At 37.8% G+C, this 16086-nt stretch carries 15 protein-coding genes and 1 tRNA gene; 7 read left to right on the top strand and 9 right to left on the bottom strand.

All coding sequences use genetic code 11. From position 1 onward, the window contains the following. Positions 1-294: 294 nt before the first annotated feature. A tRNA-Arg gene (locus Q0983_RS18165) sits at positions 295-368 on the bottom strand. Positions 369-450: 82 nt separating this feature from the next. On the opposite strand from Q0983_RS18165, the gene Q0983_RS18160 reads away from it, so the two are divergent. From Q0983_RS18160 to Q0983_RS18140, 5 genes are all read left to right on the top strand, one after another. After that, on the top strand, positions 451-1086 hold the full coding sequence (locus Q0983_RS18160) for a Crp/Fnr family transcriptional regulator (RefSeq protein ID WP_299556303.1): 636 nt from the start codon (positions 451-453) through the stop codon (positions 1084-1086). A gap of 60 nt (positions 1087-1146) precedes the next feature. Beyond that, positions 1147-1704 (top strand): YeeE/YedE thiosulfate transporter family protein, encoded by a 558-nt coding sequence (locus tag Q0983_RS18155; RefSeq protein WP_299556302.1) that lies wholly within the window; start codon positions 1147-1149, stop codon positions 1702-1704. 3 nt (positions 1705-1707) lie between these two features. Further along, entirely contained in the window at positions 1708-2121 is a 414-nt protein-coding gene (locus Q0983_RS18150; protein WP_299556301.1) for a DUF6691 family protein, read from the top strand. After that, the gene (locus Q0983_RS18145; RefSeq protein WP_299556300.1) at positions 2122-2916 is read left to right on the top strand and encodes a sulfite exporter TauE/SafE family protein; all 795 of its coding nucleotides are present in this window, start codon (positions 2122-2124) and stop codon (positions 2914-2916) included. Between the two features lie 202 nt (positions 2917-3118). After that, entirely contained in the window at positions 3119-4528 is a 1410-nt protein-coding gene (locus tag Q0983_RS18140; protein WP_299556299.1) for a rhodanese-like domain-containing protein, read from the top strand. A gap of 11 nt (positions 4529-4539) precedes the next feature. Here Q0983_RS18140 and Q0983_RS18135 read toward each other — a convergent pair whose 3' ends face one another. Next, on the bottom strand, positions 4540-7551 hold the full coding sequence (locus Q0983_RS18135; protein ID WP_299556298.1) for a PHP domain-containing protein: 3012 nt from the start codon (positions 7549-7551) through the stop codon (positions 4540-4542). Positions 7552-7556: 5 nt separating this feature from the next. After that, positions 7557-8777 carry a DNA polymerase IV gene (gene dinB / locus Q0983_RS18130; protein ID WP_299556297.1) on the bottom strand — a complete coding sequence of 407 codons (1221 nt, stop codon included), beginning with the start codon at positions 8775-8777 and terminating at the stop codon, positions 7557-7559. 122 nt (positions 8778-8899) lie between these two features. Here dinB and Q0983_RS18125 point away from each other — a divergent pair, with 122 nt between their 5' ends. Both Q0983_RS18125 and Q0983_RS18120 read left to right on the top strand, forming a co-directional pair. Beyond that, positions 8900-9499 (top strand): S24 family peptidase, encoded by a 600-nt coding sequence (locus tag Q0983_RS18125; RefSeq protein WP_299556296.1) that lies wholly within the window; start codon positions 8900-8902, stop codon positions 9497-9499. 62 nt (positions 9500-9561) lie between these two features. Further along, entirely contained in the window at positions 9562-9831 is a 270-nt protein-coding gene (locus Q0983_RS18120) for a heavy metal-associated domain-containing protein (protein WP_299556295.1), read from the top strand. 1 nt (position 9832) lies between these two features. On the opposite strand, the gene Q0983_RS18115 is transcribed toward Q0983_RS18120, so the two are convergent. The 6 genes from Q0983_RS18115 to Q0983_RS18090 all read right to left on the bottom strand — a co-directional run bounded on the left by Q0983_RS18115 (position 9833) and on the right by Q0983_RS18090 (position 16081). Beyond that, a complete protein-coding gene (locus Q0983_RS18115) occupies positions 9833-10108 on the bottom strand; it encodes an ATP-dependent Clp protease adaptor ClpS (protein WP_299556576.1) in 276 nt (91 codons plus the stop codon). A 33-nt stretch (positions 10109-10141) separates the two neighbouring features. Continuing rightward, entirely contained in the window at positions 10142-11182 is a 1041-nt protein-coding gene (locus Q0983_RS18110; protein WP_299556294.1) for a lactonase family protein, read from the bottom strand. Positions 11183-11185: 3 nt separating this feature from the next. Next, on the bottom strand, positions 11186-12019 hold the full coding sequence (gene prmA / locus Q0983_RS18105; RefSeq protein ID WP_299556293.1) for a 50S ribosomal protein L11 methyltransferase: 834 nt from the start codon (positions 12017-12019) through the stop codon (positions 11186-11188). Between the two features lie 37 nt (positions 12020-12056). After that, a complete protein-coding gene (locus tag Q0983_RS18100; protein ID WP_299556292.1) occupies positions 12057-12692 on the bottom strand; it encodes a response regulator transcription factor in 636 nt (211 codons plus the stop codon). Beyond that, positions 12689-14557 (bottom strand): tetratricopeptide repeat protein, encoded by a 1869-nt coding sequence (locus Q0983_RS18095; RefSeq protein WP_299556291.1) that lies wholly within the window; start codon positions 14555-14557, stop codon positions 12689-12691. The genes Q0983_RS18100 and Q0983_RS18095 overlap by 4 nt, the downstream gene beginning before the upstream one ends. Positions 14558-14665: 108 nt before the next feature. Continuing rightward, positions 14666-16081: a T9SS type A sorting domain-containing protein gene (locus Q0983_RS18090; protein ID WP_299556290.1), complete on the bottom strand. Its 1416-nt coding sequence runs from the start codon at positions 16079-16081 to the stop codon at positions 14666-14668. Positions 16082-16086: the final 5 nt, after the last annotated feature.

Here is a 16086-nt window from a genome sequence, read left to right as displayed (position 1 = left end):
AAGTAAAATTGCACAAATTGTTTCGAAACCAACTGAAAACAAAAACCCCGTAGTTCCTACAAACTACGGGGTAATGAATTTAATTGAAAGTATTTCAGTGACCACGGCAGGATTAACTACGTTGATCCCAGCCAATCCCACCTTACAATACAAAATCCATGATTTGACATGCTCTAAGTGACCACGGCAGGATTATCTTTGATGTTCCTGACAAAGCTCCGCTTTGAAAATAAAAAAACTCCACTTACAAATTCAAGCGAGCTTGATTTGATGTCGAGTTTTTTTATTTATTCGTGACCACGGCAGGATTCAAACCTGCAACCTTCTGAGCCGTAATCAGATGCGCTATTCAGTTGCGCCACGTGGCCATTTTTGTGGGTGCAAATATACTATTTATTAAAACTATACCAAACTATTTATTTCAAATTTATAAATCCGTATTTTTGGAATATGACAAAAGAAATATTGCACCAAAAGTTTAGTTATATCTTAGATGACGATCTTATTAATGAGATTTTTGATGTTGGTATATTCAGGTCGTTTTCAAAAGATGACATCATAATTGATGTGAACCAACCCATGCTTTATATTCCGCTCTTATTAAGCGGGCACATCAAAATCTTAAGGGAAGATGATGAGGGTAATGATCTGCTTATCTACTTTTTAGAAGCCGGTGAAACCTGTACCATGTCGCTTACCTGCTGTATGGGGACTTCAAAAAGTAAGATCAGAGCTGTTGCAGAACAGGATTCTGAGCTCATCATGATACCTGTGCAAAAAATGCAGGATTGGTTTCACGGTAACGAAAGTTGGCGAAATTTTATCCTGGAAAGTTATCAAACCCGGTTTGATGAAATGCTGGATGCCATTGACAGTATTGCCTTCTTAAAAATGGATGAGCGTTTGTACAAATACCTGGTCAACAAAGCCATGCTTAATGATACGGATACCATCTTAATTAAACACCAGGATATTGCCGAAGACCTGCACACCTCCCGTGTAGTTATTTCAAGGCTTTTAAAGCAGCTTGAGAACGAAAATAAAATAAAACTTGGCAGAAATAAAATTGAGGTACTTTCTGTTTAAGTAACATTGGTTACACGTATCACTTTTCAACATTATATTTTTACACTTAAATTAAGAAAAATGGAAATTATTTTAAATCCGTGGCCCTGGTATGTATCAGGACCCCTAATAGCTATTGTTATGGCTTTGTTGCTGTACTTTGGTAAAACGTTTGGCATGTCGTCAAACCTGAAAACCATGTGTACAGCTTTAGGAGCTGATAGATTTGCAGATTTTTTTAGATTCGACTGGAAAACCCAAAAATGGAATCTAACCATAGTTTTAGGATCTATTATCGGTGGCTTTATTGCTACCCAGTATCTTTCAAATAATGTCCCAACCGATTTAAATCCGGTTACTGTTACGGAGTTACAACAAATGGGCTTTGAAAACTCAGGAGCCACCCTGGTTCCGGATGAACTATTTAGCCTGGATGCTTTGGCTTCGGTTAAAATACTGCTTCTTCTAATCGTTGGAGGCCTGTTGGTAGGGTTTGGTACCCGTTATGCCAGTGGTTGTACATCCGGTCATGCCATTACGGGTTTAAGTAGTTTACAAAAACAGTCTTTAATAGCTGTTATTGGCTTTTTCATTGGTGGTTTGGTCATGGCCAATATTATTTTACCCTTAATCTTTTAAGCTATGAAATATTTAAAATTTTTATTGGTTGGTATTTTCTTCGGAATTGTTTTGGTAAAATCCGAAGCGGTATCCTGGTTTCGTATTTATGAAATGTTCAGGTTTCAGTCCTTTCATATGTACGGTATCATTGGTACGGCCATAGCTTCAGGCATATTGTTCTTACAGGTTTCAAAAAGAAAACATCTAAAAAATACTGAAGGCAGACAAATAGACGCCCCTAAAAAAGATAAAGGCTTTATCAGGTTTATTGTTGGCGGTACCATTTTTGGTTTCGGTTGGGCACTGATTGGTGCCTGCCCCGGCCCCATGTACATTTTATTAGGAACCGGTGTTTACAGCATGATTATTGTAATTATAGCTGCTTTAATAGGTACTTTTCTTTACGGTATTTTAAAAGATAAACTTCCTCACTAAATGGATAACACCCAGATCTTAGGCTATTTTGGCGCTTTAGTAGTTGGCCTGGTTTTAGGACTTATAGGTGGTGGCGGGTCTATACTTACCGTGCCGCTGTTGGTTTATCTTTTGGGTTATAATCCAATTATAGCCACAGCGTATTCCTTATTTGTAGTGGGTACAACGTCATTAGTTGGAACCTTTCAAAAATATAGAGAAGGACTCGTTGACGTTAAAACCGGTCTGGCCTTTTCATTTCCATCATTTGTGGCCGTTTATTTATCCAGAAGGTATTTGGTCCCCAATATTCCCGACAATCTTTTTAGTATAGGTGATTTTACGCTTACCAAAGAAATGGGCATTATGATATTCTTTTCATTTATTATGCTATTGGCAGCCATTTCAATGATAAAAAATAAAAATAATGAGGACGTTCCAAGTACCAAACAAGCTTATTACAAAACGTTTGTTCAAGGCTTAATTATTGGAACCATTACCGGAATTATTGGTGCCGGAGGGGGTTTTTTATATGTTCCTGCTTTAGTACTTTGGGCCAATATTCCTATGAAAAGAGCGGTTGGAACCTCTTTAATTATAGTGACCATAAACTCTTTAATTGGCTTTATGGGTGATATTCAAACTTTAGAAATTGAATGGCGTTTCCTATTATTATTCACCCTGATATCAGTTGTTGGAATACTACTGGGCGTGTTCCTTTCAAAATTCATAAGTAGCAAAAAGTTGAAACGAAGTTTTGGCATTTTTACACTGATCATGGCTATTTATATTGTGTACAGAGAGACCAGCTTATAGGTTATGTTACAAATGTCACAAAGCAACCTGTTTGGGTTTAGTATTTTTGAGAAAAATTAAGATTATTGATAATGAAACGAACATATATTTTATTCATTCTAAATTCACACCAATGAATAATTAAAATTTATGTGAGCAGCTGAATGTATTCTCCCGATAGCTATCGGGATTGAATATTCAGAAATCAAAAAAATTTAAACAGATGAAAATAGAACAAATTTATACGGGATGTTTAGCTCAGGGAGCTTATTATATAGAATCGAATGGTGAAGTAGCCATTATTGACCCTTTACGTGAGACACAGCAATATGTGGATAAAGCCAATAGTGAAAATGCTAAGATCAAGTATATTTTTGAAACCCATTTTCATGCCGATTTTGTTTCGGGTCATGTAGACCTGGCTAAAAAAACAGGGGCGACTATTGTGTTTGGACCTGGGGCTCAGACAAATTACGAAGCTCATGTGGCTGAAGACAATGAAGAATTTAAACTGGGAAATATCACTATTAAAGTACTTCATACACCCGGACATACTCTAGAATCGGCTACCTTTCTTTTAATTGATGAAAATGGAAAAGATCATGCTATTTTCTCTGGTGACACCTTGTTTTTAGGCGATGTTGGAAGACCGGATCTAGCGGTTAAATCTGATTTAACTAAAGAAGATTTGGCAAGCATGCTCTACGATTCGTTACGAAATAAAATCATGACTTTAGCCGATGATGTTATTGTATATCCTGCCCACGGTGCCGGTTCTGCATGTGGAAAGAATCTAAGCAAAGAAACCGTTGGTATTCTGGGTGACCAAAAAGCAACCAATTATGCTTTAAGAGCAGATATGACCAAAGACGAGTTTGTTAAAGAAGTATTGGACGGTATTTTACCACCGCCTCAATATTTTGCTAAAAATGCCATGATGAACAAGTCCGGATATACCGATTTTGAATCTGTCCTTAAAAAAGGGGACGTGGCTTTAAATCCTGACGAATTTGAAAGCATAGCCAATCAGGAAGGTGCTTTGGTTCTGGATGTCAGAACCGAACAGGAATTTGTAAAGGGACACATTCCCAACTCTATTTTCATTGGGATTCATGGCGGATTTGCTCCCTGGGTCGGGGCTTTAATAACCGATCTGCAACAACCTATTTTATTGGTAGTCCCTGAAGGAAAAGAACAAGAAACGGTAACCAGACTATCTCGTGTAGGCTATGATAATACGTTGGGGTATTTAAAAGGGGGCTTAGCATCCTGGAAAGCTGCCGGGAAAGATATTGAAACTATCGAATCTATTTCAGCTGATGCATTAGCCAATAGAAACAAAACCGGCAACATTGAAATTCTCGATGTGAGAAAGGACGGCGAATATAAATCCGAACATTTAGAGGGTGATAACGTACACCACTTTGCTTTAGATTATATAAACGATAACATGAACACCATAGATCAAAAGCAAACCTATTACCTGCACTGTGCCGGTGGTTACAGGTCGGTTATTGCCGCTTCTATTTTAAAAGCCAGGGGGTTTGATGTTATTGATGTGGCCGGCGGATATGCTGCTCTAAAGAAGACCGATTTACCTAAAACAGATTATGTATGCCCGACAACGTTATAAAGTTTGACTGTCTAACCAAATACAGTATTTAATTTAGGAAAGTCTTTTCTATTGTATGTGATATCAAATCTGGGATCGGACACATAAGGCATGCGTTCTTGTTTTATCACTTCAACACTTAAAAAATCAAATTCCTCAACCACTTTCCCGGTAATGCGATAAATGCCTTTACCTCTAAAGGGGTAACGTTTTGCTACCGGGGGAAAATGAACTGTATCCAACCATTGTCCCTCCTGGTCTAAAAAAGTACCAAAATACATACGGTCGCCTTTGTGCGTACTTGTATTCTTAGCTGTGATCAAATAGCCATAAATAGTGATTACTTTACCCTTATAAACTACCAAATCTCTTGTTAAAAGATTACTGGTAGGAGGTGTCTCAAGAAGTGAATACACATCATACATAGTAAAGTTTAACAGTTCCAGTTGATCAAAAGCATTCTCTAGATCCGTTATGGTAAATTGCGGCAACATAAATTCTCTGGCTCCAAGCCTAAATAACTGCGGCTGTAAGTCATCAATAGCTAAATGATTATACTTATAATACGCTTCCCATAACAGCGTACGTTTATCTTTTCCTAAACTCCTAAAAGCATCAATTCTTATTAAAATATCCAATTGCTCAATAGACATCGGAACGCGCTCCATAAAATCGTCCAAAGATTCAAAGTCCCCATGTATTCTGGCTTGCAACAAACTAATCATGTTGCGTTTTTCAAACCCCTGTAAATGTTGAAACCCCAGGTAAATATCAATACCGTGAATAATGGTCTCTATACGACTTCGGTTTACACAAGGCAGATGGATATTGCCCCCCAGCTTTTTGGCTTCATGTAAATAGAGTTCGGTCCTGTAAAAACCACCACCATTATTTACGGTGGCCACCATATATTCCAAAGGGTAATAACATTTTAAAAACAAACTCTGATAAGACTCAACGGCATAAGAGGCCGAATGTCCTTTAGCAAACGCATATCCTGCAAAACTTTCAATTTGACGCCATACTTCAAAAATGACAGCATCCTGTTCACCCCGTTCCCTGCAATTTGAAATAAACTTTTCTTTAACCACCAAAAACTCTTCTCTGGACCGGTATTTTCCACTCATGCCACGACGCAACACATCGGCTTCACCCAAATCCAAACCCGCGAAATGATGCGCCACTTTAATAACATCTTCCTGATATACCATAACACCGTAAGTATCTTCCATAAGATCCCATAAAACAGGATGTGCACGCTTTCGCCGTTCCGGGTTTTTATGGCGTAAAATATACTCACGCATCATACCGCTTTTAGCCACGCCGGGCCTAATAATGGAACTTGCAGCCACCAAGGTCAAGTAATCCCTGACTCCCAATTTTTTAAGGAGCATACGCATGGCCGGAGACTCTACATAGAAACAACCTATACACTCTGCACGTTCTATCATGGCATTAATACGTTCATTAACAAAAAAAGGCTTGGCATTATGTATATCCGGTAAATTGACCCCCGGTCTGTTTTCTTTGATTATAGCTATGGCATCCTTTATTTTGCCCAAACCACGTTGCCCTAAAATATCAAACTTGTACAGGCCTACATCTTCGGCAATATGCATATCAAACTGCACCGTAGGAAACCCTTTGGGAGGCATATTAGTAGCAGAAAAATAATGCATGGGAGCATCCGAAATTAAAATCCCCGCAGCATGGATACTTATATAGTTGGGTCGGCCTTCCAAATACTTAGCATAACGCAATACCAGTTTAGACAATCCGTCAAGCTGATCATAACCGAACTTCCCCGAACATAACTTATCAATCTCATATTTGGGCACCCCAAAAACTTTACCCAATTCCCGTACGGCGCCCCTGTACTGGAACGTCACGTAGGCTCCCAAAAGCGCTACTTGTCCATGGGCTCCAAATTCCTCAAAAATAAAGCGCGTGACATCTTCCCGGTCCCAGGTTGAAAAATCGATATCGAAATCCGGCGGTGTAGCACGATATAAATTCATAAACCGCTCAAAATACAGATCTAATTCTATAGGATCTACATCTGTGATCTGTAACAGGTAAGCCACAATACTATTAGCACCACTACCCCTGCCCACATAGTAGTACCCCTTTGATTTTGCATATTGAATGATCTTCCAGTTAATTAAAAAGAAACTTACATAATCTTGTTGCTTTATAAGGTTCAATTCCTTTTCCAACCGTTGTTTTATAGTTTCTGAAACGGTATCATAACGCTTAGGCAAACCCTGGTAACAAAGCTTCGCTAACACTTCAAAATCCTTTTCTTTGCAGTCGTAAAGTGTCGATAGGTTTTGGTTTTTCCTATTATTGGAAAAATCAAATTGAATGCTACAACGCTCCAATAATTGTTTCGTATTTTTTAAAATACGTGGAAAATCCTGAAAGTGCTTTTCTATTTCGGATATAGGCATTATTTGATGCTCCGGTGCGCCTTGTTGTGTTTTGGAAAGCTTACTTAAAAGCACGTTATTGTCAATAGCCCTTAACAATCGGTGTACATTATAATCGCGTTTATTTCTAAAGCTTACCGTATGTAACAACACGAGTTTATCTTTAAACCGGATGTATTTCGAAAATTGAAGTTTATTAATATCATCAATGGATACCCCTATAAATTCATTTTCGGCAAAAACAGTTTTTTTTATTTCCAACAGCTTCTGAAACGGATAAACAGTTATGGCATTTTGAAACCCGGGTGCCACATCGGGAAACGGTTCATCATTATGCAAATGTTTTGACAGAAAGTTGTTTAACTCTAAAAACCCCTGATTATTAATAGCTAAACACACATAAGATTGTTGCGCTTTATTTCTAAAATCTATACCAACAATGGGCCTTATTCCATACTCCGGTGCCCGCCTGATGAAATTTAAACATCCGGAGGTATTATTAATATCGGTAAGCGGAAATACGTTGCAACCATAGGCCTGTGCTAATGCCAAAAGTTCTTTTTCCGACATGGTGCCGTAACGTAAGCTATAATATGTATGGTTATTCAGAAACATAATGTCTATTGCGTACGATGTGCCAATACAATGGGAGGTTCTCCATTGAAAGGATTGGTAAAATTCCCGACCGACCTTGCGCCTTCCCCTAATGCTGATGCCCTTACAACACTTCGGGAACCGTACCTAAGGCGGATTTTATCCATAGCGTTATACAGGTCAACCGTTCTTTTTTCATCATCAAACAAATTAATCTGGTACGTACCGGACGTAATACCACTAAACCTTACTCCAACCAGTCTAATAAGTACGCGTCTGTCATACAGCTTATCAAATAATTCCTGCACCAGGGGAATTAAATGATGATCTGCCGATGTATAAGGTATTTTTATCTGTTTAGAGTAAGTTTGAAAATCGGAGTACCTAATTTTCACAGTAACCACTGATGCCAGCTTACCTCCACGGCGTAACTGAAATGCCAAATCCTCTGCTATAGCCGCCAGTGTGGTTCTTATTTTTGAAATATCGATAGTATCTCGCCCATAAGTACGTTCGCTGGAAATAGATTTTCGTTCATGATATTCTATAATAGGCGTATTATCAATACCATTGGAACGCTGCCAAATAACACGTCCGTTCTTACCAAAAACCGAGGTCATTATCTCCACAGGCATTTGTTGTACCATATGTACCGTTTTTATTCCCATATTACAGAAAGCCCGAAATGTCTTCTCGCCCACCATGGGTATTTTTTTAATGGAAAGCGGTGCCAAAAATTGTTTTTCTGCTCCAAATTCAATCTTTAGCTGGTTATTAGGCTTGGCTTCATTGGTCGCTATTTTAGAAACGGTTTTATTTTCCGAAAGCCCAAATGATATGGGCAACCCTGACTCTTTAATTATTCTTTGTCTTAATTCTGTGGCATATTTGTAGCATCCGAAAAAACGGTCCATTCCGGAAAGGTCTGCATAAAATTCATCTACACTTGCCTTTTCTAAAACCGGCACTTCACTTTGTATGATCTCTGTAACAAGCTTGGAATATTTTGTATAGGTACCGGCGTTCCCTTTGATAAAAATAGCGTGTGGACATAATTGCCTAGCCATTTTTGCGGGCATCCCGGAATGTATACCATAAGCACGTGTTTCATAACTAGCAGCACTTACCACACCACGATCACCTGTTCCCCCAACAATAACAGGCTTATGATTCAGTCTACTATCTAAGAGCCGTTCGCAAGAGACAAAAAAGGTATCCAAATCGAAATGTAAAATAGTACGTTTCATGGAAAACAAAATAGCAATTAAATATGTTGTTCTACAAAAATATAGAACAAAAACAAATATTCTATATTTGTATGGACTTAAATTATTAAAAAAACCTGTTTTTCATTTAAAATGTATTGTAGATGACTGATTTACATGAAAATCAAATAGCACTTTTAAAACTGCTAAATGAGCAGATTGACAACCCGCTTACCATAAGGCAAATTCAGGAAACATTGAATTTTTCTTCATCAAGTGTGGTGGCTCACCATATTCAAAAACTAGAACAAAAAGGTTATTTAAAACGCAACCCACATAACCCCAGGGATTACCAGGTTTTTCTTAATCCGGAACGTCCCATAATCTATTTGAATCTCTATGGAAATGCACAATGTGGTAAGAACGGTACCATACTGGATGGCAACCCCATAGACAAGATCCCTATTGCATCCAGGTTACTAAAATTTCCAGCTCTTGACGGGTTTATAGTTACAGCAAAAGGCAACTCCATGGAACCTCTTATCAGGGAAGGTGATCTGGTAATTGCCCAAAAGAAGAACGACGCTGAAAATGGTGAAAAGATCGTATGTGTTTATGGTGAAAAAGTACTCATAAAAAAGTTCTTTAAACAAAACGATACCATTACACTAACATCCTTAAACAGCGAACATCATCCACCCATTATTGTAGATGACTATTTTAAGATAGAAGGGATTGTAAAGAATGTTTTGAAATACAGTTAAAGCTAACATTTATCATCTTAAAACAGGGACATTTACGGTAATTTTGCATAAAATGCCTTGTTATGAAAGCAACCCTGGAAATACAAAACTTAAAATGTGGCGGATGTGCCAATACAATCACTACCAGATTATCTGAATTGGAATTTGTTGATGACGTAAAGGTTAACAATGAAGAGGATACCGTGACTTTCTCATATAAAGATGGAGACACTTTAAATACCGTTAAAAACCTACTTGCAAAACTGGGATACCCGGAAGTTGGGAACAAAAACGCCTTTACTACAAAAGCCAAATCTTTTGTGAGTTGCGCTATTGGAAGAATGAACAAATAGTCTAGACAATCTCGGCACTTAAGCCCGCATCCAATAACATGGTACAACGAGGCTCTAAGTCATCATATTCTCCGGTTTTAACCGTACACTTCCCTTTGTAATGTACAATAATGGAACATTGTTCGGCTTGTTCCGGCGTATGATCACAGGCGTGGATCAGTGTTTCTATAACGTGGTCGAATGTATTGACATCATCATTATATAACACAATTTCGTTAAGATGTGCTTCTTGTTCTAAGACATCAAATTCCTCTTGTATTTTTTCTCTGGTATTCATCATAGCTTACTGCCAAAGTAATAAAAATTTATTTTATAACCACCTTAAGCACGAAATAGATTTAGATTCTGCGTTAGAAGATACTTTATTTAACAATCCGGTAACATGATCTATCTTAAAAACCTCAATGGTAAATGAATCCTGGTTTGCCACTAATAACCAATTACCGCAGGGTGATATAGCAAAATCTCTGGGGGTTTTTCCAAACACATCCTGATAGCCAATTAACTCTAACACTTCTGCGTCTTCATTAAATTTGAAAATGGTAATGGTTTCACTCCCGCGGTTGGAACAGTATAGATACTTGCCGTCTTTAGATAGTTTTATTGCTGAACTAGAGGGTATCCCTTTATAACTTTCAGGTAGAGAATTCATGTTTTTAATGACTTCGAATCTTCCATTATTCAATTTTAAGATGGAAACATCCCCCGTAAGTTCATTCATTAAAAATCCATAGTTCCCGTTAGGATGTATATCTAAATGTCTTGGTCCTCCGCCTAATGGCGTATCAATTCGGTAAGCTTCGGTTAATCTACTGTTATCAATATCGTAAACCACAATTTTATCAATCCCTAAATCCGGCACAAAAACCTGATCGTCATGCTTATACACCATATGCGTATGCGCCGCTTCCTGACGGTCTTTATTCACGCTACTTCCTTCATGTTGTAATATTTGCGAATGTGGATCTATTGAACCATCCTCATTAATTGGATATACATGCACATTCCCTGTCCAATAACAAGCAACAACCAGTGTTTTATCATCAACAAAGTTGATGTGACAAGGCAAGCCTCCCAAAATAGGCTGTTTATTAATAAGCGTTAAGCTTTTATCATCATGGATCTTATAGGCCAAAACATGCGGATGCTTTTCCGGCATGACTTCCTGGAAACTATATAAATACTGCCCGTCTTTTGATATGGCTAAATACGCTGTATTTATATCTTCTTCAACCTGCAAACGCTTTAACTCACCCGTTTCTTCATCAAAATTGAAAGCTGAAATGCCTTCACCAAAACCTTCCAGTCCGGGAAGCACTTCATTAGTATAAGAACCCGTATATAAAATCATGTGTTATTGATATTTTAAGGCTACCCAATTATTGCGTTCAAGAGTTTCCTGAATTTTAAGTCCGTATTTAGAAACCTCGGCATCAATCGTTGGTATGTCGCTGTTATAAAATCCGCTTAAAAATAACACACCGTCTTTATTTAAACAAGTCGTATAGGTTTGCATATCCTGAAGCAAAATATTCCGGTTGATATTCGCAATGATGACATCATACAATCTACCTCTCAATAGTGAAGCATCCCCTTCAAAAACTGAAATATGCTTACAATTATTACGCTCCACATTTTCTAAACTGTTCAAATAACACCAATTGTCAATATCGATAGCCTCAATGGGTATGGCCCCTTTTAACTCTGTTAAAATAGCTAAAACACCAGTTCCACAGCCCATATCCAAAACCGATTTACCTTCTAAATCCGCTTTTAAAAGATGCTGGATCATCATATGTGTGGTTTCATGATGCCCTGTACCAAAGCTCATTTTGGGTTCTATAATGATGTCATACCTGGTGTCAAACTTATCGTGAAAAGGCGCTCTTACAGCGCAAATATTGTCCACCACGATGGGATTGAAGTTCTTCTCCCATTCGGCATTCCAATTGGTTTGTTCTATTTCTGAAAAGGTATAAGTGATCTCAAATTCACCGGAGTTTAAAATGTGAATGGCATCTAAAACACTGTCATGCCAATCGTCTTTTTGAATATAAGCGGTAACACCTGCTTCGTTTTCAACAAAACTTTCAAATCCGGCATATCCTAATTCCGCAATTAATATTTCAACTGCCGGTTGTAAAGGTTTTACCTTAAACTCGTAACCTATATAGATGCTATTTGACATAGTCGATTTTATTTCGACCTCAAAGATAGCAGTAAATCTACAACAGCTCCTTCTCTATGGCTATTTTTATAATCCCCACGCTATTTTTTGCTCCCAGTTTGCTCATAATATTCATACGATGGGTTTCAACGGTTTTAGGACTTATAAATAGTTTTTCAGAGATCTCCTGGGTGGTTAATTCCTCTGAAATAGCTACAAGAACTTCATGCTCCCTTCTTGTTAGTTTAGTAATTAACCCGGAATTTGACGGCGTTCTGTTTGTTTGACTTAACAATTTCCTCTGGATATCCTTTTGTAAATACAACTCACCCGAAAGCACAGTTTTTAGAGCTTCTATCAGCTCCATTTTATCTGTGTTCTTTAGCAAATATCCATGTACACCCTGTTTAAGCATACGTTTTACAAACGATACATCTTCAAAATTGGTGAGGGCGATGATCTTTAGATCAGGATATTTTTTCAGGAGCTGTTTACTTAAATCTATGCCATTGATATCGGGTAAGTTAATATCCAGCAACAGCACATCCGGAACTTCCTTTGCAAACCCCTTTAAAGTAGCTTCCGCATTGTTATAAGTTGCTATAACTACGACTTCTCCAGTGTCGGAAAGCATGGTTTCCAGACCTTTTAATACCATTTCATGGTCGTCCGTTATGGCTATTCTGGTTGTCATTCTAATTTCTGCGTATCAATTTCAATGGTAAATGAGGTCCCTTTATCGTTAGAGATCACATCCATTTCGGCCTGTAAAAACTCCACCCTGGATCTTAAATTCATTAAGCCAATGCCTTCAGACTTAACATTGTTAAAATCAAATCCTTTTCCATCATCTTCAACAATAATAAAAATACTTTGCTCCCTATGACTCATTTGCACATTGATCTCAGAGGCTTCAGCATGTTTGATACTATTGGAGACCAATTCCTGGATGATTCTAAAAATATTGACTTCTTCTTTTTTTCTTAAATTAATACTATTTCCAATAAAATGAAAATCTACTTTGATATCGTAACTATTGTTTATGTTCTGGCAAAACATGTCTATAGCCTCTACCAGGCTAAAACTCTCTAACGAAGGCGGAATAAGATTATGTGAAATGGCACGTACCTGCTGACATGATTTATCTATCATCTCTACAGCCTCATTAATTACTCTGTTATTCATTTCCTGTAGAGACACTAACTTAAATTTAATGGCTGAAAGATCACCATTTACGCCATCATGAAGTTCCTTGGCAATGCGTAACCGTTCCTTCTCCTCCCCTTCAATTAAGGTTTCCAGAGTTTTTATCTGGTGCTCTCTTTTAAGCGTTAATATCTCCTGGTCTTTTCGTTTTTGCCGTTGCCGGTATATCAACCAGGTTAATAAGACACTCAAAAGAAAAAAGATGGCGATCCCGGTCATATAATTATATTGTGTTTTTTTCTTCCGTAAAGCATTTTCATTCTGTTCAATCTGCAGCTGTTGCTGTAAGAGGGCCTTATCTTTTTTTTCGGTTTCATATTGCACCTGAAGTGTATTGATGTTCTTAATATTATTCTCATTAAAAATACTATCTTTATATACGGTATATTTTTTATGATGATATAAGGCCTGCCTGGTATTACCGAGTTTATCGTACAAACTGAATGCCTGTAAATGCACATCCTGATGTACCTTCTTAGAAGGTATTTTATGTTGAGACACTTGTTTAATAAGTGATTCACTTTGATCCAGATCGCCCAATTCCATATAGGCTTTGCTTAACTGGGCTAAAGTTTCCGCTATTTCCGAGGAATAATTATGTTGCTTCTGTATCTCTAAGGCATTATTAAGGAACTTTAAGGCCTCGTTATACTTCTTTTTATCAATGTGAATGAGTGCTATATTCTTGCTGACTTTAGCCGTACCCCAATTGTTTTGAATTTCAATATCAATTGCTAAAGTTTTATTATAGTACTCAAGGGCCAGATCGCTTTTATTTTGTTCAGCATATACGGCTCCTATACTATTATACACATTGGCCAAATTGTTAAGGTCTTCATTTTTCTCGTGTATCTTTACCGCTCTCTGATAACTTTCAATGGCTTCGGGATACTTCTTAAGATTCTTATAAACTATGCCCAGACTGTTGAGTGTAAAACCGATCCCTGTGGCATTGTTCTGGGCTTCATAGATATTAAGTGCTTTATGATATTCTTTTAAGGACCTTTCATAATCGCCCTGTAAGCTATATATAACGCCTTTTTGATAATAGCCATTAGCCAGGTTAAACGAATCGCTTTTAATTTCTGCATAGGTCAAATATTTATCCATCGACTCCAGCGCAGAAGCATAATTGCCCGAAACCCGGTTAATGACACCATACCTGTAATCATTAACCGCCATACCATTTTGATCATTTAATTTCTGAAAAAGGGCATATGATGAATCTACATAGGCCTTGGCCCGTTCTACGTCCCTGTTTATAGTTAACCAGCCTAACTTACCATAAGCCGTGGCCTTAATAGAATCGTTGCCGGTAGTTTGTGTTATAATCTTTAAACTATCAATAATCACCTGACGGTTTTGTGCAGCAGTACAAATAGTTAGACACAGACACAAACATGTTAACCTTAGTTTCAAACCTCAATGCTTTAGAATATCAATTTAGTGATTTTTAAGTACTTATTGTTTAATAATTTTTCTTGAAACACTTCCCAGATCGGTCTTTAATTGAAGCAAATAGGTTCCCGGGTTTAAACTACTTAGGTCTATCCTGAAGTTTTCAGGTTTCAGATCGTACACCACCTTTCCGGTAAGATCAATAATTTTAAGTGCTCTGATCGTTTCTTTATTAGTATTCACATTTAAAACATCAACAACGGGATTAGGGTACAATTTAAATGTGTTGTTGAAACTATGCTCATCGGTATCCAAGGATGGTAATATTTCAGACTGCGCGTAGATACTCCAGGTTCCATCCGTATTAAGAACCCGGATATAAAGCACATGATCTCCATCGGGTAAATCATTCGGAACCTGTATGTCAAAATCGGAATCAAAGTTCGTGGCGTCGGTTAAATCTATGGGGCTGGCATTTCCAATTCCCGGATCGATATCAAAGAAATATTCTGCCGCCGTAATTAAAGCTGTATTACTATTGTCAGGACTGGTATAAAATACATTCTTATCGTATAAACTCCAGCTACCGTTGTCATTAATTAACCTGATGTATAGCTTATGAACCCCATCAGATAACCCGGTAGTGGAGATGTTAAACCCCTGGTCTATCACATTACCCGAAACGGTTAGTGCGGTGCCATCACCAACGCCGGGATCGGTATCAATAAAATACTCTGCTGAGGCTATATTGGCCGTGTTTGTATTATTGGGGCTGGCATAGAATACATTCTTATCGTATAAACTCCAGCTACCATCATCATTAATTAACCTGATGTATAGCTTATGAATTCCATCTGAAAGTCCGGTGGTAGGAATATTTAAATCCTGGTCTATGACATTGCCCGAAACCGTCAATGCGGTGCCGTTACCAACGCCCGGATCGGTATCCATAAAATATTCTGCTGAAGCTATATTGGCCGTGTTTGTATTATTCGGACTGGCATAAAACACATTCTTGTCATATAGACTCCAACTGCCGTCATCATTTATTAACCTGATGTATAGCTTGTGAACTCCATCTGAAAGCCCCGTTGTAGGAATGTTTAAATCCTGATCTATGACATTACCCGAAACTGCCAGAGCAGTACCATTACCAACGCCCGGATCGGTGTCCATAAAATATTCTGCTGAGGCTATATTGGCTGTATTTTCAGTATTAGCACTAACATAAAACACATTCTTATCGTATAAACTCCAGGTCCCGTCATTATTGATCAATCTTACATATAGTTTATGAATCCCTTCTGAAAGCCCCGTTGTAGGGATGTTTAAATCCTGATCTATGACATTACCTGAAACGGCTAATACTGTGCCATTACCAACACCCGGATCGGTATCGAAAAAATACTCTCCCGACGCTATTTGAGCCTGTCCAAAAACAAAACATAACCAGCTTAATAAAATTATTGCCCGTTTCATTGTTA

The sequence above is a fragment of the Seonamhaeicola sp. genome (assembly GCF_028281565.1).
Lineage (GTDB): Bacteria > Bacteroidota > Bacteroidia > Flavobacteriales > Flavobacteriaceae > Seonamhaeicola.
This window is presented reverse-complemented; position numbering and strand designations above follow the sequence as displayed.